This window comes from Streptomyces sp. NPDC051452 (assembly GCF_044454765.1).
Taxonomy (GTDB): domain Bacteria; phylum Actinomycetota; class Actinomycetes; order Streptomycetales; family Streptomycetaceae; genus Streptomyces.
Genome location: NZ_JBITEB010000020.1, coordinates 109,153 through 129,958 on the forward strand (window position 1 = coordinate 109,153; position 20,806 = coordinate 129,958).

Annotated in this window: 23 protein-coding genes; 3 read left to right on the forward strand and 20 right to left on the reverse strand. The window is 73.4% G+C overall.

Going from position 1 to position 20,806, the window contains the following annotated elements:
• Nucleotides 1–28: 28 nt before the first annotated feature.
• From ACIBA9_RS33610 to ACIBA9_RS33630, 5 genes are all read right to left on the reverse strand, one after another.
• On the reverse strand, nucleotides 29–328 hold the full coding sequence (locus ACIBA9_RS33610) for a hypothetical protein (RefSeq protein ID WP_399369011.1): 300 nt from the start codon (nucleotides 326–328) through the stop codon (nucleotides 29–31).
• Nucleotides 329–442: 114 nt separating this feature from the next.
• Nucleotides 443–763 carry a DUF202 domain-containing protein gene (locus tag ACIBA9_RS33615; RefSeq protein ID WP_393901935.1) on the reverse strand — a complete coding sequence of 107 codons (321 nt, stop codon included), beginning with the start codon at nucleotides 761–763 and terminating at the stop codon, nucleotides 443–445.
• The gene (locus ACIBA9_RS33620) at nucleotides 751–1,143 is read right to left on the reverse strand and encodes a YidH family protein (protein WP_399369013.1); all 393 of its coding nucleotides are present in this window, start codon (nucleotides 1,141–1,143) and stop codon (nucleotides 751–753) included. Before ACIBA9_RS33620 ends, ACIBA9_RS33615 begins: the two co-directional genes overlap by 13 nt.
• Before the next feature lie 21 nt (nucleotides 1,144–1,164).
• The gene (locus tag ACIBA9_RS33625) at nucleotides 1,165–1,680 is read right to left on the reverse strand and encodes an NUDIX domain-containing protein (RefSeq protein ID WP_393901937.1); all 516 of its coding nucleotides are present in this window, start codon (nucleotides 1,678–1,680) and stop codon (nucleotides 1,165–1,167) included.
• A 733-nt stretch (nucleotides 1,681–2,413) separates the two neighbouring features.
• Complete coding sequence (locus ACIBA9_RS33630) at nucleotides 2,414–3,310, reverse strand: DMT family transporter (RefSeq protein WP_399369015.1); 897 nt, start codon at nucleotides 3,308–3,310, stop codon at nucleotides 2,414–2,416.
• A gap of 384 nt (nucleotides 3,311–3,694) precedes the next feature.
• On the opposite strand from ACIBA9_RS33630, the gene ACIBA9_RS33635 reads away from it, so the two are divergent.
• The 3 genes from ACIBA9_RS33635 to ACIBA9_RS33645 all read left to right on the forward strand — a co-directional run bounded on the left by ACIBA9_RS33635 (nucleotide 3,695) and on the right by ACIBA9_RS33645 (nucleotide 6,116).
• Complete coding sequence (locus tag ACIBA9_RS33635; protein ID WP_399369017.1) at nucleotides 3,695–4,711, forward strand: hypothetical protein; 1,017 nt, start codon at nucleotides 3,695–3,697, stop codon at nucleotides 4,709–4,711.
• Nucleotides 4,712–4,777: 66 nt separating this feature from the next.
• Nucleotides 4,778–5,506 (forward strand): molybdopterin-dependent oxidoreductase, encoded by a 729-nt coding sequence (locus ACIBA9_RS33640; RefSeq protein ID WP_399369019.1) that lies wholly within the window; start codon nucleotides 4,778–4,780, stop codon nucleotides 5,504–5,506.
• Nucleotides 5,490–6,116, forward strand: a complete 627-nt coding sequence (locus tag ACIBA9_RS33645) for a cytochrome b/b6 domain-containing protein (RefSeq protein WP_399369021.1) — start codon at nucleotides 5,490–5,492, stop codon at nucleotides 6,114–6,116. The genes ACIBA9_RS33640 and ACIBA9_RS33645 overlap by 17 nt, the downstream gene beginning before the upstream one ends.
• A 37-nt stretch (nucleotides 6,117–6,153) precedes the next feature.
• On the opposite strand, the gene ACIBA9_RS33650 is transcribed toward ACIBA9_RS33645, so the two are convergent.
• The 15 genes from ACIBA9_RS33650 to ACIBA9_RS33720 form a co-directional block, all read right to left on the reverse strand.
• On the reverse strand, nucleotides 6,154–7,065 hold the full coding sequence (locus ACIBA9_RS33650; RefSeq protein WP_399369023.1) for an ABC transporter permease: 912 nt from the start codon (nucleotides 7,063–7,065) through the stop codon (nucleotides 6,154–6,156).
• Nucleotides 7,052–7,849 carry an ABC transporter ATP-binding protein gene (locus ACIBA9_RS33655; RefSeq protein ID WP_399369025.1) on the reverse strand — a complete coding sequence of 266 codons (798 nt, stop codon included), beginning with the start codon at nucleotides 7,847–7,849 and terminating at the stop codon, nucleotides 7,052–7,054. Before ACIBA9_RS33655 ends, ACIBA9_RS33650 begins: the two co-directional genes overlap by 14 nt.
• A gap of 68 nt (nucleotides 7,850–7,917) precedes the next feature.
• Nucleotides 7,918–8,961 carry an ABC transporter substrate-binding protein gene (locus tag ACIBA9_RS33660; protein ID WP_399369111.1) on the reverse strand — a complete coding sequence of 348 codons (1,044 nt, stop codon included), beginning with the start codon at nucleotides 8,959–8,961 and terminating at the stop codon, nucleotides 7,918–7,920.
• 90 nt (nucleotides 8,962–9,051) lie between these two features.
• Nucleotides 9,052–10,407 carry a sulfate adenylyltransferase subunit 1 gene (locus ACIBA9_RS33665; RefSeq protein ID WP_399369027.1) on the reverse strand — a complete coding sequence of 452 codons (1,356 nt, stop codon included), beginning with the start codon at nucleotides 10,405–10,407 and terminating at the stop codon, nucleotides 9,052–9,054.
• Nucleotides 10,408–10,409: 2 nt separating this feature from the next.
• A complete protein-coding gene (gene cysD / locus ACIBA9_RS33670; protein WP_399369029.1) occupies nucleotides 10,410–11,345 on the reverse strand; it encodes a sulfate adenylyltransferase subunit CysD in 936 nt (311 codons plus the stop codon).
• The gene (gene cysC / locus ACIBA9_RS33675) at nucleotides 11,342–11,878 is read right to left on the reverse strand and encodes an adenylyl-sulfate kinase (protein WP_399369031.1); all 537 of its coding nucleotides are present in this window, start codon (nucleotides 11,876–11,878) and stop codon (nucleotides 11,342–11,344) included. The genes cysD and cysC overlap by 4 nt, the downstream gene beginning before the upstream one ends.
• Nucleotides 11,879–12,724, reverse strand: coding sequence for a glycosyltransferase (locus ACIBA9_RS33680; protein ID WP_399369033.1), 846 nt, complete (start codon nucleotides 12,722–12,724; stop codon nucleotides 11,879–11,881). It abuts the gene before it with no gap.
• On the reverse strand, nucleotides 12,721–14,022 hold the full coding sequence (locus tag ACIBA9_RS33685) for an ATP-grasp domain-containing protein (RefSeq protein ID WP_399369035.1): 1,302 nt from the start codon (nucleotides 14,020–14,022) through the stop codon (nucleotides 12,721–12,723). Before ACIBA9_RS33685 ends, ACIBA9_RS33680 begins: the two co-directional genes overlap by 4 nt.
• A gap of 4 nt (nucleotides 14,023–14,026) precedes the next feature.
• Nucleotides 14,027–14,854 carry a sulfotransferase gene (locus ACIBA9_RS33690; RefSeq protein ID WP_399369037.1) on the reverse strand — a complete coding sequence of 276 codons (828 nt, stop codon included), beginning with the start codon at nucleotides 14,852–14,854 and terminating at the stop codon, nucleotides 14,027–14,029.
• Nucleotides 14,851–15,747 (reverse strand): sugar phosphate isomerase/epimerase family protein, encoded by an 897-nt coding sequence (locus tag ACIBA9_RS33695; protein WP_399369039.1) that lies wholly within the window; start codon nucleotides 15,745–15,747, stop codon nucleotides 14,851–14,853. The genes ACIBA9_RS33690 and ACIBA9_RS33695 overlap by 4 nt, the downstream gene beginning before the upstream one ends.
• Nucleotides 15,744–16,514: a hypothetical protein gene (locus ACIBA9_RS33700; protein ID WP_399369041.1), complete on the reverse strand. Its 771-nt coding sequence runs from the start codon at nucleotides 16,512–16,514 to the stop codon at nucleotides 15,744–15,746. Before ACIBA9_RS33700 ends, ACIBA9_RS33695 begins: the two co-directional genes overlap by 4 nt.
• Nucleotides 16,511–17,446 carry a Gfo/Idh/MocA family protein gene (locus ACIBA9_RS33705; RefSeq protein ID WP_399369043.1) on the reverse strand — a complete coding sequence of 312 codons (936 nt, stop codon included), beginning with the start codon at nucleotides 17,444–17,446 and terminating at the stop codon, nucleotides 16,511–16,513. The genes ACIBA9_RS33700 and ACIBA9_RS33705 overlap by 4 nt, the downstream gene beginning before the upstream one ends.
• Nucleotides 17,443–18,990, reverse strand: a complete 1,548-nt coding sequence (locus ACIBA9_RS33710) for an Ldh family oxidoreductase (RefSeq protein ID WP_399369045.1) — start codon at nucleotides 18,988–18,990, stop codon at nucleotides 17,443–17,445. The genes ACIBA9_RS33705 and ACIBA9_RS33710 overlap by 4 nt, the downstream gene beginning before the upstream one ends.
• A 64-nt stretch (nucleotides 18,991–19,054) precedes the next feature.
• Nucleotides 19,055–19,447, reverse strand: a complete 393-nt coding sequence (locus tag ACIBA9_RS33715) for a glyoxalase (protein WP_399369047.1) — start codon at nucleotides 19,445–19,447, stop codon at nucleotides 19,055–19,057.
• Between the two features lie 66 nt (nucleotides 19,448–19,513).
• Nucleotides 19,514–20,803, reverse strand: a complete 1,290-nt coding sequence (locus ACIBA9_RS33720) for an ATP-grasp domain-containing protein (RefSeq protein ID WP_399369049.1) — start codon at nucleotides 20,801–20,803, stop codon at nucleotides 19,514–19,516.
• Nucleotides 20,804–20,806 lie beyond the last annotated feature (3 nt).

Below are 20,806 nucleotides of genomic sequence, written 5' to 3' on the forward strand. Positions count from 1 at the left end.
AGCCGCCGTCCATCGTCCGCCGGTGAGGTCAGTGGTCGTCCCAGTGGTCTTCGTGCGCGGCGTGCCGGTGCCCGTCGTGCAGATAGTCGACGTGGTCGCCGTGGCGTACCCGCGCGTGCCCGCACTCGTCGTGGTGTTCGTGCTCGTGGTCCTCGTGCTTGGTGTGCCCGGCCGGCTCGCACTCGTCCCAGTGGCCGGCGTGCTCCCGGTGCAGATGGCCGTCGTGCGCGTAGTCGAGGTGGTCGTCGTGCCGCACGGCCGTGTGCCCGCAGTCCGGACCGTGGCTGTGCGTCCAGTGCTCGCCGTGTTCCTGGTGAAGGGTGGTCATGATGCTCGCCTTCGGGTGCGGGGTGCTGACGACGGACAGGCTGCCACGCGAACGGCACATATCGGGGCATCCCGGCTATGTGGCGGGCCCGCCGGACATGGCCCGGACCGTTCCTCAGGCCACCAGCACGGCAGCGCACACCGCCAGCCCCACCGCGCACAGCACCGCCGCCACCGCGAGGCGAGGGGCGAGGGCGGCCGGCGGGCCGCCGAGGGACAGGGGCCGGATGCGGTGGTGGGCCACCCGCAGGAAGCCCAGCCACAGCGCGCAGCACACCGCGGCGACGACGATTCCGGCGGCCGAGGCGCCATGCAGCGCGGTCCTCACCGCGAGGACGGCGGCCACGGTGGCGGACAGGGTCGTGCGGCGCCAGGCCAGCCGGGTGCGCTCGGGCTGCAGCCCGGAATCCCGGCCGGCGGGGCTCACCCCTCCCATCCGACCAGCACCACGACGACCATCGCGACGGCCACCACCGCCACGACCACACTCAGCAGCACCGGGAAGCGGGACACGGGCAGGTCCTCGCCGCGCCGCATGGCCCGCTCGCAGCGCACCCAGTGGTTCACGGCCCGCAGCGAGCAGAGCACGCCGGCCCCCAGCAGCGCGAGCGCCAGCCCCACCCGCCACGCCCAGCGCAGGTCCGGCAGGAACTGGTCCACCGCGAATCCGCCGCCGATCAGCGCGAGCGCGGTCCGCAGCCACGCGAGGAAGGTGCGCTCGTTGGCCAGCGAGAAACGGTAGTCGGGTGTGGCACCCTCTTCCCGCACCTGGTCGGGCGCGAACCACAGCCGGATGTTCCGCACGAACTCGCTCACACCGACGACCCTACCGGCGGCTCACCGTCCGGCCCGGAACGCCCCCAGCCTCTCGTGGGCGGCCAGCCCGTCCGGCACCCACTCCCACGTGCCGAGCCGCGCCTCGACCTCCTCCTCGGACAGGAAGCCGTACCACTGGACCTCCTCCACCTGGGGCCGTACCGGCAGCTCGCAGCGCACCTCGTACACCGCCGACCACCAGCTCTTGCCGGCTCCGTCGTCGTACAGGAACTTGAAGAGGAACGCCGGCCGGGGCAGTCCGCTCACCCCCAGCTCCTCCTCCGCCTCCCGCAGGGCGGCCTCGTCGTAGGACTCGCCCGCCCCGACGACCCCGCCGACGAACATGTCGTACAGGGCGGGGAACACCAGCTTGGTCGCCGTGCGCCGGTGCACGAAGAGCCGGCCGTCCGCGTCCCGGGCCTGGACGAAGACGCAGCGGTGGCGCAGCCCGCGGGCGTACACCTCGCCACGCGGGTACTGGGCGACGACCTCGTCCTTCTCGTCGACGACGTCGAGGATCTCGTCAGCGGGATTCATACCCCCATCCAACCAGGCGCCCCCGGCGCCGGGGCCCTGGCGGGGGGCGGGGGGCTTGGCGTCGTTGGGGGCGTGGGCTCGGGGCGCGGGTGGGTTTCGGCGTCGCGGGGGTCCGGGGCTGGGGGGGGTGCGGGGGCTGGGGTCGGGTGTCGCGGGGGAGGGGGCTGGCCGGGCGCTGAGGGGGGCTCGGGTCGTAGGCCGAGGGCTTAAGGGGCGACGTCGTTGGGGTCGTGGGCTGGGCGTTGCGAGCGGGGTTCGGCGTCGCGGGGCGGCCCGGGGGGCGGGGTGGGGTCGGCGTCGCGGGGCCCGGGGCTCGGGGCTGGTGGTCGCGGGCGGGGTTCGGGGGCGTCGAGGCCGGCCCGTCCATGCAGGTGGCCTTGGTGTCGCGGAGGGCCTGGCCGGGGACTGAGGGCGGCTTGGTGTCGTCGGGGTCGTGAGCTGGGCATTGCGGACGTGGTTGGGCGTCGCGGGGCGGCCTGGGGCCGGGGTGGGGTCGGCGTCGCGGGGTCCGGGGACCGGAGGTGGGGCGTGGCGGGGCCGGGGCTGGTGGGTGTGGGTGGGGTTCGGCGTCGCGGGGGGAACGGGGGCCGAGATGGGGTCGGCCGCGGGGCGGCCCGGGGCCGGGGTGGGGTCGGCGTCCCGGGGCCCGGGGACCGGAGGGGGCGTCGCGGGGCCGGGGCTGGAGGGTGTGGGTGGGGTTTGGTGGTTCGTGGTCCGGGGCCGCCGGGCGGAGTCAGCGGCGCTGGAGGTCCCTGGCCGGGGGTTCCGTTTCCGTCGTGCCGCACGGCATCGCCGGGTGCAACCCGAGCAGCACGATGCCCGCAACCGCCGCCGCGAGTCCGGCCGCCTGCCAGGCCAGCGCCCCGGTGTCGGTGCGCAGCCGGTCGCCGAGGAAGCCCACCCCGCACAGGATCCCGGCCAGCGGCTCGGCCGCCGTGAGCGCGGGCAGCGACATACGCAGGGGCGCCGTCTCGAACGCGCTCTGCACCAGTATCAGCCCGGTGACCCCGCAGGCCAGCACACCGTACGGCTGCCAGCTGGTGAGCAGCTCCGGGAAGCCGCCCTCGCCGAAGAGCGTGCCGCTCACCCGGGTCAGCGCGTCCTGTACGCCGTACAGCAGCCCGGCCGCGGTGGCCAGCAGTACCGGGCCCCAGCTGAGCCGGGAACGCTTGGCGTACGCCGTGAGCACCAGCGCCACACCCACCATGGCACCGATGATCAGCCAGTGCCGCAGCGGGTCGGCGATGGCGGTGCCGCCGCGTGGTTGGCCCGCCAGGATGAACGCGCTCACCCCGCCGGCGAGCAGCAGCAGCCCGGCCCAGCCCTGGCGGCCCAAGGACTGCTTGGTCTGGTGGCGGGAGAGGGCGAGCGCGAACAGCAGGTTGGTCGCGAGCAGCGGTTCGACCAGGGAGATCTCGCCCTTGCCCAGGGCGACGGCGCCCAGCACCATGCCGGCCACCATCAGACCGAGGCCGCCCAGCCAGCGCGGCACCCGCATCAGGTCGAGCAGTAGCCGGGGGGAGAGGAAGTCGTCGAGGGGTGCCCGCTGTGCGACGTTCTGCTGGAGCACGAACCCGAAACCCAGACAGCAGGCCGCACCCACGGCGAGGAGGAGAACCAGAACGGACACGCTGCGTACCTCGATCATCCGGCCGGACCACGGACGCGTAGTGGCCGACTGTAGCGCTCCCGGTCGGCATTGACCCGGAGAGTACCCGCAACCGGGCGGTTGATTCGGTCACGCCGCCGGTCGGACGCACGGGGGAGCCGGGGCGGTGGCGGAACCGTCCGGCCATCGTCGGTGGCCGGGGCGCCGCGCGCCATGGCGTACGCCACAGGCCGCCGCCCGGACCCCGGCTTCCGGATGGTCCCCTTGCGCGGTTGGTCCTCAAGTACCCCTTCCCGGAGGGTAGTTGAAGCTGGCAACATCACGGTTCCGCTTGACGTGATCCTTGGCTGGGGGTTTGCTGTGAGTGATCGGCCGATGGCAGCCCGAGAAACAGGAAGTCCCGCGGTGCCCCCACTCTCGTCTCTGCTCGGCGCCCGCAGCGCCCCCACGGACCCGCCCGGCGACACCGCCCCGGCCGGCCCCGGCGCCCCCGACGACGCCTTAGGCGACGCCTCTACGGACGCCTTGGACGACGCGCTCGACGACGCGGCGTTGCGCACCGCCCGGGCCGCGCTGGCCCAGGGCCGACGGCAGACCGCCCGTGCCCTGCTGCTGCACACCGGCGACGACTGGGACCGCCGAGGCCACCGCCTCACCGTGCTCGCCCGCGACCCCCACGCCGCCGCCTTGGCCGAGGACTGGATACGGGCCGAGCCCGAGTCCGCCGACGCCGCCGCCCTGTACGCCATGGCCCTGGTCCAGCGTGCCCTGCGCGGCAAGGAGGACCCCGACCGGGCCCGAGAGGCCTGCGCCGCGGCCGGCACGCTCGCCCCCGCCGACCCCACCCCCTGGCTCGGCCTGCTGCTGCTCGCCCGCGCCCTCGGCCCGGAGCCCGAGGTGTTCGCCGTCTTCGCCGAACTGCGCCGCCGTCACCCCGAGCACCACCACGCCCACCATCTGCTGATCGCCCGCCTCGCCGAACGACCCTCGGGCGGCCGGGCCGACGCCCACGAGGTCTACGACCACGCCGAGCGGGCCGCCGCCGAGGCCCCCGCCGACTCCCCGCTCGCCGTCCTGCCGGTCGTCGCCTACGCCGAGCACTACCGGGTGCTGGCCGCCACCGGCCCGACCCCCGCCGACCCGGCCGCCTCCGGGCACTGGTCCGGACCCCGGGCCCGCCGCGTCCTGCGCACCGCCTTCGACTGGTGGCTGGAATGGGAGCACGACGAACACCCCCGCCGCCACCTCGACCTCAACCACCTCGCCTTCGCCCTGTCCTGCGCCGGCCGCCCGGCCGAGGCCGCCGCCCTCTTCCAGCGCATCGGCGGGCACGCCACCGGCGTGCCCTGGTCCTACGCGCACCGCGACCCCCTGGCGGCCTTCCACGCCGCCCGCACCCGAGCCCTGGGGCAGCGCAAATAATTACGGAACGCTGACCTGCTGCCCGGACCTCTGGCCCCACGACGCCCCGAGTGCTCGAATGAACAGGTGAACCCCAAACCCTCCGAGGAGCCGGACGGCCGGCCGATCGGCCGACGCGTCTTCCTCGGCACCCTGGGCCTGGGCGCGCTCGGCGTCATCACCGCGCCCACCCTGCAACGCGGCGCCGAGGGCCTGCTCGGCGCGGTCTCCGGCAAGGACCCGACGGGCCTGACCGGTCTGCTGCCCAACGGCGGCGGCTTCCGCTACTACTCCGTCGCCGCGTCCGTCCCGCACAAGAGCGCCGCCGACTACCGCCTCACCATCGACGGCCTGGTCGACCGCCCCCGCGGCTACACCCTCGCCGACCTGCGCGCCCTGCCCCAGACCCGGTTGGTCAGGGACGTCCAGTGCGTCACCGGCTGGCGGGTGCCCGGCACCCCCTTCCAGGGCGTCCGTCTCTCCCGTCTGCTGGACGCCGCCGGGGTCCGCTCCTCCGCCAGGGCCGTCCGCTTCACCTGCTTCGACGGCACCTACAGCGAGAGTCTCACCCTCGACCAGGCCCGCCGCCCGGACATCCTGGTCGCCCTGCGCATGCAGGACCAGGACATCGGCCACGACCACGGCGGCCCGGTCCGCCTCTACGTCGCCCCCATGTACTTCTACAAGTCGGCCAAATGGCTCTCCGGGATCACGGTCACCGACCGGGTGAAGCCCGGCTACTGGGAGGACCTCGGCTACGACGTCGACGCCTGGGTCGGCCGCTCGAACGGACGGACCGATGAGCCTACGAGCTGAGACCCCGGCCCCGCCGAGCGCCCGGGTCCGCCGCTTCGGCCCCGCCCAGCGGTGGGTGCACCGTACGACGGCGGCGCTGATGGGCGTGTGCGTGGCGACCGCCGCCGCCCTCTACATTCCCCAGCTGGCGGTCCTGGTCGGACGCCGCGAGCTGGTCGTCCGCGTCCACGAGTGCGCCGGCGTCGCGCTGCCGGTGCCCGTCCTGCTGGGCCTGGCCTCCCGCGCCTTCCGCTCCGACCTGCGCTTCCTCAACCGCTTCGGCCCGCACGACCGGCTCTGGCTGCGCGCCGCCCTCCAACGGGACAAACGGCACAGCTCGCGCCCGGCCGGCAAGTTCAACGCCGGCCAGAAGATCTACGCGGCCTGGATCGCCGGAGCGACGCTCGTCATGCTCGGCACGGGCCTGATGATGTGGTTCACCCACTTCACACCACTGGTGTGGCGCACCTCCGCGACCTTCGTCCACGACTGGCTGGCCCTCACGATCGGCGTGGTCGTCGCGGGCCACATCGGCATGGCCCTGGCCGACCCGGAAGCACGAAGAGGCCTGCGAACGGGAACGGTGAGCAGGGAATGGGCCCACCGGGAACACCGCCTGTGGCGCCCCTGAACGGCATCCGAGCCCGGCTCGCCGACGGCACCGGGCCTCACCCACCGGGCGCCAGACCCCGGGTCCGGAGCACCCGGCGCTCCAGCGGGCCGAACGCCAGCCACTCCACGGCGATCCCCACCAGCAGGATCAGGAGGATCGCCAGGAACACGCCCGGCATGTCGCTGTTGTCGCGCCCGTTCTCCAGCAACTGGCCCAGCCCCAGGCCGAGATCGGGCGAGGAGGCGATGATCTCGGCCGCCATCAGTGAGCGCCAGGAGAACGCCCAGCCCTGCTTCAACCCCGCCAGGAAGCCGGGGAACGCGGCCGGCAGGACGATGTGCCAGGTGCCGCGCAGCCCGGTGGCGCCCAGCGTCCGCCCGGCGCGCAGGTACAGCGGGGCCACCTGATCGACGCCCGCGACGAGGCCGTTGGCGATCGAGGGGACGGCGCCGAGCAGGACCACCGCGTACATCATCGAGTCGTTCAGCCCCAGCCACAGCACCGCCGGGGGCACCCACGCCACCGACGGCAGCGATTGCAGGCCCGACAGGACCGGGCGGACCGCGGCGCGTACGAACCGCGAGCGGGCGACCACGAGACCGAGCGGGGTCCCGATCGCCACGGCCAGCAGGAAACCCAGCAGCCCGCGCGACACGCTGGTCCAGACGACGTCCAGCAGGGTCCCCCGCAGCCACATCTCCCGCAGGCCGGACCAGACCGCGGACGGCGGCGGAAGCCGGTCGTCGGTCGTCACCTTTACCGAGACCAGGAGCTGCCAGGTGCCCAGCACCAGGCAGATCGCCACCACTGGCGGCAGGACCTTCGCCGTCAGGAACCCGCGTACGGACGCCCGGGCGCGCACGGGGGCCGCGTCCAGCGCGTCCAGGCCCGCCAGATCGTTCGCCTCCGGCGCCTTCGCGGGCGGGCCGCTCTTCCCCGCACCCCCGGTTGCCTCAATGACGGCCATGGCGGCGGATCTCCCTACGCAGTTCCTCGGTGATCTCGACGGACAACTCCGCAACGGCGGCGTCCTCGATGCGGCGCGGCTGCCCGATGTCCACGGTCCATTCGCGGACCACCCGGCCCGGCCGTGAGGAGAGCAGCACCACGCGCTGGGCGAGCCGCACGGCCTCCCGCACGTTGTGCGTCACGAACAGCACGGACACGTTCGTCTCACGCCAGACGCGGGTCAGTTCCTCGTGGAGCACATCCCGGGTGATGGCGTCGAGGGCCGCGAACGGCTCGTCCATCAGCAGGAGCCGGCTGTCCTGGGCGAGGGCCCGGGCCAGGGCCACGCGCTGTCGCATGCCGCCGGACAACTCGTGCACGCGCTTGCCGTGCGCGCCGCCGAGCCGGACGAGCTCGAGCAGGCGCTCGGACTCGGCGCGCCGTTCGGCTTTGGCAACGCCGCGCAGGCGCAGGGCCAGCTCGATGTTCTTGCCCGCGGTCAGCCACGGGAAGAGGGCGTGTTCCTGGAACATCAGCGCGGGCCGGCCGGCCGTGGAGATGCTGCCGTTACTGGGCTTGTCCAGCCCCGCCACCAGACCGAGCAGGGTCGACTTGCCGCAGCCCGAGGCTCCGAGCAGCGTGACGAACTCCCCTGGCGCCACGTCGAGGCTGATGTCGTCCAGGACGAGCTGCCCGCCGGCGGGGGTCGCGAAGGACTTCGAGACGTGCGCGAGGCGGGCGGCCGCACGGGGCACGGCCGCGTCCGCGGCGCCGGGGGCCGACGATGGAAGCGTGAGGGACATGGTCGATCACCTCCTGGAGGCGTCGGTACGGGGATGGGGCGGGGATCGGTACAGGGCCGGCAGCGGGATCAGCCGGTGCCGAGGCCCGCGTCCGGCACCGCCGGGCGGCCCTCTCCCGCGAGCACCTTGTCGAGCAACCTCAAGTCGTAGATCCCGTGCAGGTCGGGCCGCTTGAGCAGGCCCGTCGCCACCGCGTGCTCGGCCTGCGTCCGGAGCGTGGCGGCCAGCGGGTCGTCGGTGACCTGGATGGAGTCCCAGGCCGGATCGATCACCTCGGGCGCCAGTTCCTTGCCGGTGAGCGCCATGAGCGCGGCGTTCGCCGACGCCTTCGCGCCGCTCCGGTGGGTTTTGATCCAGGCGTTGGTCCGCACCGAGCCGCGCAGGACCGCCTCGACCACATCCGGGTGCTCCCTGAGGAAGCTCTGCCTGACGATGATGTTGGTGGTGACGAACCTCTTGTGCGGCCACAGCGTCGACTCGTCGAGCAGTACCTTCGCGCCTTGGCCGACGAGCTTGGAGGCGGTGGGCTCGGGCACCCAGGCGCCGTCGATGGAACCGGACTTGTAGGCGTCCGGAGTGATCTTGCTGTCCGTACGGACCACGGAGACATCGCCCCTGCCGCTCTGGGCGTCGACCTTCCAGCCCTTGCCCGCGACCCAGTCGAGGAACGCGACGTCCTGCGTGTTGCCGAGCTGCGGGGTGGCGATCCTCTTACCCTTGACGTCGTCAAGGGTCTTGATCCTCGCCGGGTTGACCACGAGCTTCACGCCGCCGGATGCCGCACCGGAGACGATCCGCAGGCTGGTGCCCTTGGACTTGGCGTATCCGTTGACAGCCGGTGACGGGCCGATGAAGCCGATGTCGATCGAGCCGCCGTTCAGCGCCTCGATCTCGGACGGACCGGCGTTGAAAATCTGCGGCTTGAGCACCGTACCGCCGAGTTCCTTCTGGATCAGGCCCTTCTGGACGCCGATCAGGGCGGTGGCGTGCGTGAGGTTCGGGAAGTAGCCGACGCGCACGGCGTCCGTGGACAGCTTCCTGCCCTTGGTCGCGGTCCTGGCCGTGGTGTCGTGCACGGCCTGGGAGCCGTAGCCGCAGGCGCTGAGCGCCATGGCCAGCAGCGCGGCTCCGGCAGCGGCGGCGGCGACGCGGCGTGGGGCGAGGGGGGTAGCGGGCACGCGATGTCCTCTCGTGGACCGGACTCAGAAGTCCCAGGCGTCGTCGTCGCGCGGACGGACGGCCAGGGGGGTGGCGAAGGATTCGCCGGTCATTCCGGCGGCGAGTGTGGTGCCGTCGGCGGGGTCGATCAGCAGGAAGGACCCGGTACGTCGGGAGTCGGCGTAGGAGTCCAGTGCGAGGGGTTCGGCGGTGCGGACCCTCACGGTGCCGATGTCGTTGGCGACCAGTTGTCCCGGGTCGGGGTGCGCGGAGAGGTCGTCCAGGGTCAGACGGGTGGGGATGTCCTCGACGATCGCCCTGACGGTCCGAGTGGTGTGCTTGAGCAGCACCCGCCGGCCCACGGTGAGGGGTGTGTCGGCGAGGTGGCAGACGGTCGCCTCGACGTCCCGGGTGGTGGCCGGCGCGTCGTCGCTCGGCACTATCAGATCGCCCCGGGAGATGTCGATGTCGTCCTCCAGGAGGACGGTCACCGACTGCGGGACCCAGGCCATGTCGACCTTCCGGCCCAGCAGGTCCAGGCCGGAGATCTTCGAGGTCCGGCCGGACGGCAGCACGGTCACGTCCTGGCCCACGCGCAGCGTTCCGGCGGCGATCTGGCCGGCGTAGCCGCGGTAGCCGCGGTAGTCGGGGTGTCCGGGCGTCCGGGGGCGGATGACGCACTGCACGGGCAGGCGGGCGTGGCAACCGGCCGGATCCTGGCCGACGGGGACGGTCTCCAGGTGTTCCAGGACCGTGGGGCCGCCGTACCAGTCCATGTGGGCGGAGGGCTCCACCACGTTGTCGCCGGCCAGCGCGGAGACCGGGATCGCGGTGATCTCCGGGACCCCCAGGCCCCTGGCGTACGTGCTGAACTCTTCGGCGATCCTGGCGAAGACCGGCTCGGCGTACTCCACCAGGTCCATCTTGTTCACCGCGAGCACCACGTGCGGGACGCGCAAGAGCGCGGCGACGGCGGCGTGGCGGCGGGTCTGCTCGACCACGCCGTTGCGGGCGTCGACGAGGACGACGGCGAGTTCGGCGGTGGAGGCGCCGGTCACCATGTTGCGGGTGTACTGCACGTGCCCGGGGGTGTCGGCCAGGATGAACCGACGCCGGGCGGTGGCGAAGTAGCGGTAGGCCACGTCGATGGTGATGCCCTGCTCCCGCTCCGCCCGCAACCCGTCGGTCAGCAGCGCCAGGTCCGGGCCCTCGCCGCCACGGCCGCGCGAGGCGCGCTCGACGGCCTCCAGGTGGTCGGTCAGCACCGACTTCGAATCGTGCAGCAGCCGGCCGACCAGGGTCGACTTGCCGTCGTCGACGGAACCCGCGGTCGCGAAACGCAGCAGCGTGGTGGCCGACAGGCCATCCGCCGGCCCGGTCGTGGTGGTGGTGCTGGTCATCTCTAGAAGTACCCTTCGCGCTTGCGGTCTTCCATCGCGGCCTCGGACACCTTGTCGTCGGCACGGGTCGCCCCCCGCTCGGTCAGCCTCGACGCGGCGATCTCCGCGATCACCGCCTCCAGCGTGGTGGCATCCGAATCCACCGCGCCGGTGCAGGACATGTCACCCACCGTGCGGTAGCGGATCAGCCGGGTCTGGATCGCCTCGGCCCCCTTCGGCCCGCCCCACTCACCCGCCGTAAGCCACATGCCGTCACGGCGGAAGACCTCACGCTCATGCGCGAAATAGATCTCCGGCAGCTCGATCCGCTCGCGCTGGATGTACTGCCACACATCCAGTTCCGTCCAGTTCGACAACGGGAAGACACGCACATGCTCGCCCGGTGCGTGCCGGCCGTTGTACAGCTGCCACAGCTCCGGACGCTGACGGCGCGGATCCCACTGTGAGAACTCGTCACGCAGCGAGAACACCCGCTCCTTGGCGCGTGCCTTCTCCTCGTCGCGCCGACCGCCGCCGAAGACCGCGTCGAAGCGTTCGGCGGCGATCCTCTCGGTCAGCGGCACCGTCTGCAGCGGATTGCGCGTCCCGTCCGGGCGCTCGCGCAGCCTGCCGGCGTCGATGTACTCCTGCACGGACGCCACATGCAGCCGCAGCCCGTGTTCGGCCACCACCCGGTCGCGGTAGTCGATCACCTCGGGGAAGTTGTGCCCGGTGTCCACGTGCAACAGCGGGAACGGCACCGGCGCCGGCGCGAACGCCTTCAGTGCCAGATGCAGCATCACGATCGAGTCCTTGCCTCCGGAGAACAGCACCACCGGACGCTCGAACTCCCCCGCGACCTCCCGCAGGATGTGCACCGCCTCCGACTCCAGAAGGTCCAGGTGCGACAGTGCGAAGGGGCTGTCCGTGCCCCGCTTGAGCGAGTCGACGGCCGTCATGCCAGCCCCCTCTCGGTCAGCAGCGCGTACAACGCCGTCACGGACTCCCGCACGGTCGCCTTCTGCGACCCGATCCGCAGATCCGGGCTCCGCGGCGCCTCGTACGGGTCGTCCACCCCGGTCAGACCACTGATCTCGCCCGCGGCCTGTCTGGCGTACAAGCCCTTCACATCGCGCACCGAGCACACCTCGACCGGCGTGGCCACATGCACCTCGACATACGCCGTTCCCTCCGCCTCGTGCCGCTCGCGTACCGCCGCACGGCTGTCGGCGTACGGCGCGATCACCGGCACCAGCGCGAGCACACCGTTGGACGCCAGAAGTTCGGCGAGGAACCCGATCCGCCGCAGATGCGTGTCACGGTCCGCGCGGCTGAAACCGAGGCCCGCGGAGAGGAACTCCCTGATCTCGTCCCCGTCGAGCACCTCGACGCGGCGCCCTTCGGCCCGCAGCCGCTCGGCCAGCGCGCAGGCGATCGTCGTCTTGCCCGCACTGGGCAGGCCGGTCAGCCAGACGGTGGCCCCCGTCGCCACTCAGACCGCCGGAAGCGTCGCGGCCAGCGAATTCGCCGCCTGGAGGCCGAGGTTGAGACCTGCCGCCGCCGGGTCGTGCGACCAGGGCTGAATCCGTGCGCTGTCGGCGAAGCGGCGCAATGCCGCCGACGGCGTGCTGCGAGGGGCCAGACGGCCCGCCCGCCATGCCTCGCGAAACGCGATGCCCGCGCCCTTGCTGTTGCGGTGCGCGACCCGGAGGGCGGGCACGAAGCAGACCTGTCCGCCCGTCTCCGCGAGCCGCTCCACGAGGCCGTTGTCGCTGGCGGTGACGATGTCCGGGAAGCCTCCCGCCGCCAGGAAACGGTCGGTCCACACGGCCGAGTTGCCACCCGCGAAGAAGGTGACAGGGCCGCAGTCCGGGTGCTTGGCGTATCGCACTTCGTACCGGTACTGGCGGGCGCGTGCGACTACGCCGCTGTCGAAGGGGAGGACGCGTCCGGTGATCGCGGACCGTTCCGTGGTCAGGGCGTCGTCCAGGACGTGGAACCAGTCCGGCAAGGGGCGTGCGTCGTCGTCGAGGAAGGCCAGGACGTCGCCGGTGGCCTCCTCGGCAGCGAGGTTGCGGCTGGCGGCGGCGCCGCGGCGGGTGGCGTTGCGCAGGATCCGGACCGGGAACGGGTAGGCGGCCTCGTCGAGGGTCAGGGGGGTGTCGGAGGCGTCGTCGACGAGCAGGATTTCGTGGACGGCGCCGCTGTCGTAGGCCGCGATGGCGGTCAGCAGGTGGCGGACGTCCGAGGGGCGGTTGCGGGTGGCGACCACCACGGAGACCCGCTTGGCGCGGTTCGGCTCCGGTGCGGGGTCGGTGGGGTGCTGTGGCGTACTCACTGCCGTACTCCTTGCGGGCGGGCGTCGGTGGCGCGGGTCGTCGCGGCGGCGAACGGGTCCAGGACCTCGTCGACCTCTTCCAGGAGGTCGCCGAGGGTTGCGGTGTCCTGGCCGGTGGCGGGCTCGGTGGTGATCGTGACGAGGGCGGCGGCCTCGGCTGCGCGGCGCACGGCGGTCGCGGCGTCCTCGGCCCGCGCCACGACGTAGCCGCAGCGGTCCTCCGACCAGCGCAGGGGGTGCACGGTGTCGCCCTCGTCGACCTGGACGTCGACGTCGACGACGCCGGGCGCGCACTCGGCATCGCCCGCACCGGTCACCGAGGTGACGACGCCGGGCCGGGCGACCAGGAAGCGGATCGCGGCCGCGCCGTCGGTCACGGCCTCGGGCAGCGGGTCGGGGACCTCCGCCAGGCGGTAGGTGGCCTCTTCGAGGTCGACGCCGTGCACCAGCCGTACGAGTTCGTTGATGCGGTCACCGCCGCGGCGGCTGTGCGACTCGACGACCCGCGGGCCTTCGGCGGTCAGGATCAGCTCGGTGTGCGCGGGGCCGTCCACGAGGCCGACGGCGTCCAGGAGGTCGAGGACCATGGCGTGCACCGCGTCGCGGTCCCGGTCGGTCATCGTGGCGGGGACGACATGGCCGAGTTCGACGGTGCCGCCGCCGGTCTCCTTCCCGGTAACGGCGACGACGGTGTGCCGGCCGCCGCTGGAGAAGGTCTCGACGCTCAGCTCTTCGCCCACCAGGAGCTGTTCGACGAGGAAGGCGTCCAGGCCGAACTCCTGGCGCCAGGCCCAGGCCGCGTCGGTCTCGTCCGGCGAACCGATCACGCGGACGCCGAGACTGCCGGAGCCCATCGTGGGCTTGAGGACGGCGGCGCCGTGGGCCTTCACGAAGTCCTGCAGTTCCCGGTGCGTCGGGCGGCTCAGCGTGGCGACCGGGCCGATGCCCCGCTCGTTGAGCAGGGAGCGCAGGGCGGACTTGTCGTGCAGCAGGCGGGTGGTGCGGGCGCTGTTGCCGGGCAGTCCGAGGGCGTCGGTAAGGTGCCCGGCAACCACCTGCGCGGCCTCGGTCTGCGTGAACACCCGTGCGAACGGCTGCTGTTCGTGCAGGGCGCGCACGAGTGCGGTGACGGTGGGGACGTCCTGGAAGTCCACGAGCAGCAGTTGTGCGCAGTGCTCGACGACGGAGGCGTCGAATGCGGACGGCTTCTGGACGTGCACGATCTCGTAGCCGAGGGCACGGGCTTTGCGGATGATGCCGGCCTTGCCTCCGAGGACGAGGACACGGGTCGCGGTCATGGAGTCACCTCTGGGTGGTCGCGGTGAGGGCGGATGCCGGGGCGGTGTCGGCGGCGGCCTGCCGCCGCAGCGCGTCCCACACGGCGGCCGTGTCCTGCGGGAGGCCGGCACCGGGCGTCGCGGCGGGCCGACGGGGGCTGAGCCCGGCCAGGTAGCGGCCCAGGTCCAGGCCCGTGAACTCCTCCAGGCGCGCGGTCTCCTCGCCCCGGCACAGGGCCTGGTACTCGACGACCAGCCGCCGCTCGGCCGGGACCCCGGGGGCGAAGTCCACCCAGTGCCGGTTCCACGCGGTCCACTTGGCGAGCGCGGCGGCCTCGGTCCGAGGCAGCCACGGCCGGTCGCCGGTCCAGCGCAGCATGGAGCGCGCGGCCTCCTCGGGGTGGCGCACCAGCATCACGTACCGCGCGTCGGGCAGCGCGGCGTCCAGCCAGGGCAGGTGCAGCAGGTACTCGTTGTACTTGTCACCCCAGCACGGCAGGCCCGCGTTGCTCTCGGCGAGGATACGACGGGCGAGCGCGGCGGGGTCGTCCTCGGCGCGGCCCTCGGCGACGTCGGCGGCCGCGGCGCGGAGGCTGGTCTCGACACGGGCGCGCCAGCCCTCCACGCCGGCGCCGTCGGGCGGCCGGCGGTCGAGGGCGTGCAGGATCTCGTCGGTGCGCAGGTGGCGGTCGGCCAGGTCCTGGCGGGTGAGCCAGCGGTGCAGCAGGTAGGGCAGCTTGCCGTTGACGGTGAAGTGGCCGCCCGCGTCGTGGAAGGCCAGGTTCATGGCGTAGGCGAAGGCGGTGGTGCCGCAGCGCTGGGCGCCGAGCAGGATGACGGGGGACGTGGTCATACGACCGGCTCCTCGGTGTGCGGTGCGGTTCCGGTGGCGGGCAGGGCACCGACGGCCTCGGCCATCGCGCGCAGCCGCCGCATACAGGTGGCGCTGGCTTCGAAGCCGCCCGCGGTGAACTCCTCGCCCCAGGGCTCGTCGCGCTGGGCCTGGGTGAGGACGCGGCCGATGCGCCAATGCGTCTCCAGGGAGACCCAGCCGTCGTAGCCGTCCTCGGCGAGACGGGTGAGGATCCGGGGCCACGGCAGGTCCCCGTCGCCCAGGCGGACGTACGCGGTGGTGCCGACGGGGTCCTTCACGTGGACGTGCCGGATGCGTTCGCGGCCGGTCTCGTAGTCGTCCGGGAAGGGCGCGGGATCCCAGCCGCTGAAGACGCTGTTGCCCGGGTCCCAGAGGATGCCGAGCCGGTCGTCTCCCAGCTCGTCCAGGAACTCCAGGGTGTGGCGCATGGTGGGGCTGTTGGTGCGCATGCCGGTCTCCACGACGAGCGGGACCCGGTCGGCGGGGACGCCGTCGAGGACCTCCCGGGCGGCCTTGGCAGCCGTGCGCGGGTCGGGGTCGCCCTCGCGGTAGAAAGTGAAGACGCGGACGAACGGCGCGCCGAGGAGCTCGGCCCGGCGGACGGCGTCGACGACCAGGTCGCGCACGCTCGTGATGTCGGCGTCGGTGCGCGGCAGGGCGCACTTGAGGGCGGGCGGGTCGAATCCGGCGACGCGCAGGCCGTGTCCGGTCACCGCCTCGCGTACGGCGGTCAGTTGGGCGTCGTCCATGAGGTGGGGCGGTACGCCGCCGCAGGACCGGATCTCCAGGCCGCCGAAGCCCTGGCGGGCCGCCTCGGCGGCCGCCTCGTCGATGTCCTGGGACAACTCGTCGTTGATGATGGCGAGTCTCAAGGGAGGATCTCCTCGAGGAGGGCTGGTGAATCGGGTGCGGGCCGGGCGCCGGAGGCGTACCACTGGCGCAGCAGCGCGATGTCCTCCGCCAGGGAGGGCGCCTTCGTCTCGGCGGTGACGGCACGCAGGTCTCCGGCCCGGGCGAGCACCTCCCGTGTCGGTGCGGCGCAGGTCGCGAGCGGCTGGTGCCGCGAGGTGTCGGGGGCGTCCCAGGCGAATCCCTTGACCTGACCGTGGGTGGTCCAGGGGGCGAGGCGGGCGGCGGCGGACGCCGGGTCCGGGGTGATGCGGGCCAGACCCATGGTGTCGAGCAGGATCGCGGTGCCGTGGTGCTCGCAGAGTGCCGCGAGTTCGTCGACGGGTGCGTAGCCGTGGTGGGTCTCCACCAGGACGAGGCGGCCGTCCCCGGTACGGGCGGACAGCGCGGCGATCTGGGCGACCGTCAGGTCCACGCGGTCCGGTGCGGTGCAGCCCTCGGCCGCGAACACCTTGACGGACAGGCCTGGTTCGAGCCAGGGCTGGGCCCCGCAGCGCGCGGCTGGGTGGGCCGGGTCGCCGAGGACGATGCCGGTGCCGACGAAGCATACGTCGACGCCCGCGGCGCGCAGCCCGGCGACGCCACCCGAGTCCTCCCAGCGGTGGCCCTTGCCCGCGCGGACGTCGACGGTGCTGCCGCCGAGGTCCAGGGTGAGCGCGGCGAGGGCGTCGGCGGTGAGGTCCGGGGCGGAGCCCGAGGAGAGGCCCACCCGCGTGGCGGGGGCGCTCACGCCGCCACCGCCAGATCTTGGGCCACGGAGGCCAGGATCGCGGTCACGGCGCGCGCGCCTTCCAGGTGGCAGCGGCGCGGCGGCAGTCCGGTGGTGACGGCCTCGGCCATCTCCTCGTACACCATCCGCCGCAGACGCGGGGTGGGCACCGTCGGCAGGGTCTGGCCGGTCTCGCCGAGCTGGGTGGTGACCATCCCGTCGGCGACACACAGCCCGCCGTCGGGGCCCAGCATCTGCAGCCGTTCGCTGCGGAACGCGGACTCGGCGGTGACCGTGAAGGCGAGGGTGGCGCCGCTTTGGAACTCGATGTGTCCGGTGACCCGGGAATCGATGCCGGGGGCCAGTTGCCTGCTCGGCGCCAGGCGCACTGCCCGGGGCTCGCCGAGGAGCTGGCAGGCGAGGTCGAGGTAGTGCACGCCCAGGTGGGCCGCGATGCCGCCGAAGGCGGAGACGGCGTCGCCGCGCCAGCCGGCCCTGCGGTAGTGGGCGGGCGGGCGGTAGCGGGACACTTCGAGGACCGCGGTGACGGCGGGGTCCGCCCAGTCGGCGTCGAGCACCGCGGCGGGCAGGCGCATCCGGTGCTGGAGCATCACGCCGACGGGCCTCCGGAACCTGCGCGCGGTGTCCGTGATCCAGTCGATCTCGGCCACGGACACGGCCGGGGGCTTCTCCAGGAGGACCGCCTTGCCGTGCTCCAGCGCTTGCACGGCGAGCGCGGCCCGGCTGCCGGGCGGCAGGCACAGGGCCACCAGCTCGACACGCGGGTCGGCGAGCAGGGCCTGCCAGGAGGCCGCCCGGGGAAGTCCGCCGACGTCCAGGGACGCGTCCTGCTCGAGCACCGCCACCGCTTCGGCGGCGCCGAGGCCGTCGAGGGCGGCCGCGTGCTGCCGTCCGGCGGAGCCGAAGCCGACGAGGCCCACGCCCACGCTCATCGGGTGCCTCCCGAGGCGGCCGGGGTGCGGTCCGCGGTCCAGCCCAGCCGCTCGACCACCGTCAGGGGCACGGGTATCCCGGAGTCCAGGGCGGCGGCCTCGGCCAGCTCCTCCTGTTGCTCCGGCAGGTGCACGCGCGGCGCGCCCTGGGGGTAGCCGGCGGTGACGGCTCCGGACAGCACGTCGAGCAGTTCGTCCACGGGGGGATCGCCGAAGGCCGCCGGGGACAGGGCGAGGAAGAGCTGCGAGCAGTCCATGGAGCGCTCGGGCTCCGCGCGCTGCTTGTGCACCAGCGGGCTCACGGTCCCCCCGGCGAGGATGCCGGCGAGGACCTCGGTGATCACGGCGACACCGAGTCCCTTGTGGCCGCCGAACACCGGTACCGCTCCGCCGCGGTCCAGTTCCCCGGGGTCGGTGGTGGGCCGTCCCCGCCGGTCCACCAGCCAGGTGGCGGGCACGGGCTCGCCGCGGTGGGCGGCGTGCCGGATCTTGCCGCTGGCGACGGATCCGGTGGCGAAGTCCACGACAAGCGGGCGCCCTTCGCCGCGTGGGACGACCATGCAGACGGCGTCGTTGCCGAGGGTCGGACGGCCGGCGCCGGGGGCGGCGACACTGGGTCCGGAGATGTTGAGGATCAGGCCCACGACGCCGTGCCGGACGAAGTGCTCGCGGTAGGCGGCGAGCATCCCGACGTGGTTGTTGCCGCGCACGGCGACGGCCGCGAGGCCCGTGGCCGCCGCCCGCCGGGCGCAGTGCTCGGCGGCGCGTCCGGCGGCGACCTGTCCGAAGCCGCCGCGGGCGTCGAGGACGGCCACCGGGGCGTCCTCGCAGATCCACTCGGGCTCGGCGGCGGGGTCGATGCCGCCGCGCTCGACCCGGTCGAGGTACATCGGGAGCAGCCCGACCCCATGCGAGAAGTGGCCGCGCACGTCGGCGTCGACGAGCACTCCGGCCACCAGCGCGGCGCGCTCCTCGCCGACTCCGGCGGAGGTGAGGGAACCGATCGCGGCGGCGGTGAGGGCAGCCGTGGAGAAGAGCGCCTGCTCCGGGGCCCGAGCCGGGGCGGCCGGGGGGCGGTTGAGGTGGACGACGCGGTCCGCTTCGGCGGCGGTGTCGGCGTCGGTGGTCACCAGCAGCACCCCACTTCCCTCGCGGGCCGCGGTGCGCGCCACGTCGGTGGCCACCGCGCCGGTGTCCGACGCGGTGGCGTCGACGACCACGACCGGACGGGGTCCCGCTCCGGTGGGCGGGGCCTGTCCGGCCCGTACCACCGTCACGCTCGCCGGCCGGACCGGGGCGACCCGGCGGGGGCGCCCACCGGTGCCCGCGGCCAGGGCGCCGTACTGGGCCCGCCGCCGTCCGTCCAGGACCTGGACCAGGGCCTGGGCCGAGGCCGCGTCGTCGGCCCGTACGGCGACGATCTCGCCGGCCGCCACGCTGACGGTCAGCCCGGCGATCAGGATGCGCTCGGCGCCTTCGGGGCCCTCGGCCACGATCAGGTCCGCCACGCTGAGTGCGGGCGGCCTGCCCGCTGCTTCGGTCATCACTGGCTCCTCAAGTGCCGTGCGGCGCACGGGTGGACGGCGGTGGGACGATCGGTTCCGGGGCTCAGGCGGCCTTGGGCTCCAGGAACTCCAAGCGGTTGCCGAGCTTGTCGAAGGCGTAGAAGCGGTGCATGCCGGGGAAGTTGTCGTCCCACGTCACCTCGTGACCGCACTCCTCCAGGCGCCTGGCCAGGCCTTCGAGGGACCGCACGAGGATGCCCGGGTGCGCCTTGCGGGCGGGGCTGAACTCCTGCTCCACTCCGAGGTGGACCTCCAGGCCGCCGCCGCGGAACCAGCAGCCGCCGCGCGCGGCGAGCACCGGGGGCTTCTCCAGCTCGGTCATGCCCAGCACCTCACCCCAGAACTGGCGGCACAGGTCCTCGGCCCCGGCGGGGATGGCGAGCTGGACGTGGTGCAGGCCGCCGAGGGCGTAGTCGTTGGTGGTCTGGTCGGTCATGGTCTTCTCTCTTCGTACTCGTGCGTGTGGTGAACCCGGTGGTGGTGCAAAGCGGCCGATGTCAGGTCAGCCGATGGTGAGGTCGTCGTGGCGGGCGGCCATGCCGTCGCTGCGTACGGTGAAGGCCAGCTTCCGCACGCCTTCCTTGGCGCGCTCCAGAGCCTCCTCCGGGGTGGCGCCGACCGCGCAGACGTGCGCACCGCGGGCGAAGGAGCCCGTCACGCCGTTGAGCCGCTTGCCCGGCTCGCGCAGCACCTCGACGTCGACGACGCCGTCCAGGACACGCGCCTCGTCCCCGCCGGTGACCTCGACGATCTCGCCGACGGCGTCCGGGCAGGCGTACCAGATGGCGGCCGCGCGCGGCCCCTGCGGCGTGCGGGCGAGCGTGGTCCGTACCTCGTCGAGGACCTTCAGGCCGACGGCCTGGCGGGCCACCACGTCGATCAGGTCGACGCCGCTGACGCGGGCCCACAGTTCGGGGATCTCGTCGCCCGCCGGGCGCAGATGGGTCTCCACCACGTGCACCGCGTCGGAGGCGACGATGACCTCGGTGTGGGTGACTCCGTGGCGCACGCCGAGCGCGGTGAGCATGTCCCGTACGGTCGCGGTGATCCGCCGCTCGTCCGCTTCGGGCAGCGGGGCCGGGACGACGTGGCCGACCTCGACGAAGTGGTCGTGCTCGGAGATCTTGCGGGTGACGCCGATGACGAGGTGTTCGCCGTCCTCGCTGACGGCCTCGACGCTGTACTCGTCGCCACTGAGGAAGGGCTCCACGAGCAGTTCGGGAGAGTCGAGGTCGTCCGCGCCGGTGGCGCCCCAGGACAGCGCGCGCTCGATGTCAGCGGGGCCGTCGATGCGGGTGACGCCCTTGCTGGCGACGCCACGGACGGGCTTGCAGATCAGGGGATAACCGGTCTGCTCGGCGACCTTGAGGACGCCCGCGGCGTCGTGCACGGTCTCGGCGGTGACGGAGCCGACGCCCGCGGCGGCGAGGACCCGGCGCATCTCGCACTTGTCGGCGACCGCGCGGACCGTCTCGGGGCTGTGCCAGGGCAGGCCGAGGTCGAGGCCGATGGCGGCGGTCTTCTCGGTGTCCTTCTCGGTGAAGTTGGTGAGCCGGTCCACCGGGTCCACGGCGTGGACGAACCGGGCGGCGGCGACCCACTCGTCGACGGACGCGTCCTCGCGCAGCACGATCAGCCGCTCGATCTTCTCCCGGCTGCGCAGCCGGGGCACGACCTCGGGCCGGCAGATGACGGTCGTGCGCAATCCGGGCCAGGCGTCGCGGGCCCGGTCGGGCAGGTCGCGGCCACCGCTGACGATCAGCAGGTGTTGGAGAGGCGGAGTGTCGGACATGGT

Excerpts from the sequence above, each read along its gene's own strand:
- ACIBA9_RS33610 (WP_399369011.1), bottom strand. The coding sequence starts at position 328 with ATGACCACCCTTCACCAGGAACACGGCGAGCACTGGACGCACAGCCAC.
- ACIBA9_RS33615 (WP_393901935.1), bottom strand. The coding sequence starts at position 763 with ATGGGAGGGGTGAGCCCCGCCGGCCGGGATTCCGGGCTGCAGCCCGAG.
- ACIBA9_RS33625 (WP_393901937.1), bottom strand. The coding sequence starts at position 1,680 with ATGAATCCCGCTGACGAGATCCTCGACGTCGTCGACGAGAAGGACGAG.
- ACIBA9_RS33645 (WP_399369021.1), top strand. The coding sequence starts at position 5,490 with ATGAGCCTACGAGCTGAGACCCCGGCCCCGCCGAGCGCCCGGGTCCGC.
- ACIBA9_RS33650 (WP_399369023.1), bottom strand. The coding sequence starts at position 7,065 with ATGGCCGTCATTGAGGCAACCGGGGGTGCGGGGAAGAGCGGCCCGCCC.
- ACIBA9_RS33655 (WP_399369025.1), bottom strand. The coding sequence starts at position 7,849 with ATGTCCCTCACGCTTCCATCGTCGGCCCCCGGCGCCGCGGACGCGGCC.
- ACIBA9_RS33660 (WP_399369111.1), bottom strand. The coding sequence starts at position 8,961 with ATGGCGCTCAGCGCCTGCGGCTACGGCTCCCAGGCCGTGCACGACACC.
- ACIBA9_RS33665 (WP_399369027.1), bottom strand. The coding sequence starts at position 10,407 with ATGACCAGCACCACCACCACGACCGGGCCGGCGGATGGCCTGTCGGCC.
- cysD (WP_399369029.1), bottom strand. The coding sequence starts at position 11,345 with ATGACGGCCGTCGACTCGCTCAAGCGGGGCACGGACAGCCCCTTCGCA.
- ACIBA9_RS33685 (WP_399369035.1), bottom strand. The coding sequence starts at position 14,022 with ATGACCGCGACCCGTGTCCTCGTCCTCGGAGGCAAGGCCGGCATCATC.
- ACIBA9_RS33690 (WP_399369037.1), bottom strand. The coding sequence starts at position 14,854 with ATGACCACGTCCCCCGTCATCCTGCTCGGCGCCCAGCGCTGCGGCACC.
- ACIBA9_RS33705 (WP_399369043.1), bottom strand. The coding sequence starts at position 17,446 with ATGAGCGTGGGCGTGGGCCTCGTCGGCTTCGGCTCCGCCGGACGGCAG.
- ACIBA9_RS33710 (WP_399369045.1), bottom strand. The coding sequence starts at position 18,990 with ATGACCGAAGCAGCGGGCAGGCCGCCCGCACTCAGCGTGGCGGACCTG.
- ACIBA9_RS33715 (WP_399369047.1), bottom strand. The coding sequence starts at position 19,447 with ATGACCGACCAGACCACCAACGACTACGCCCTCGGCGGCCTGCACCAC.
- ACIBA9_RS33720 (WP_399369049.1), bottom strand. The coding sequence starts at position 20,803 with ATGTCCGACACTCCGCCTCTCCAACACCTGCTGATCGTCAGCGGTGGC.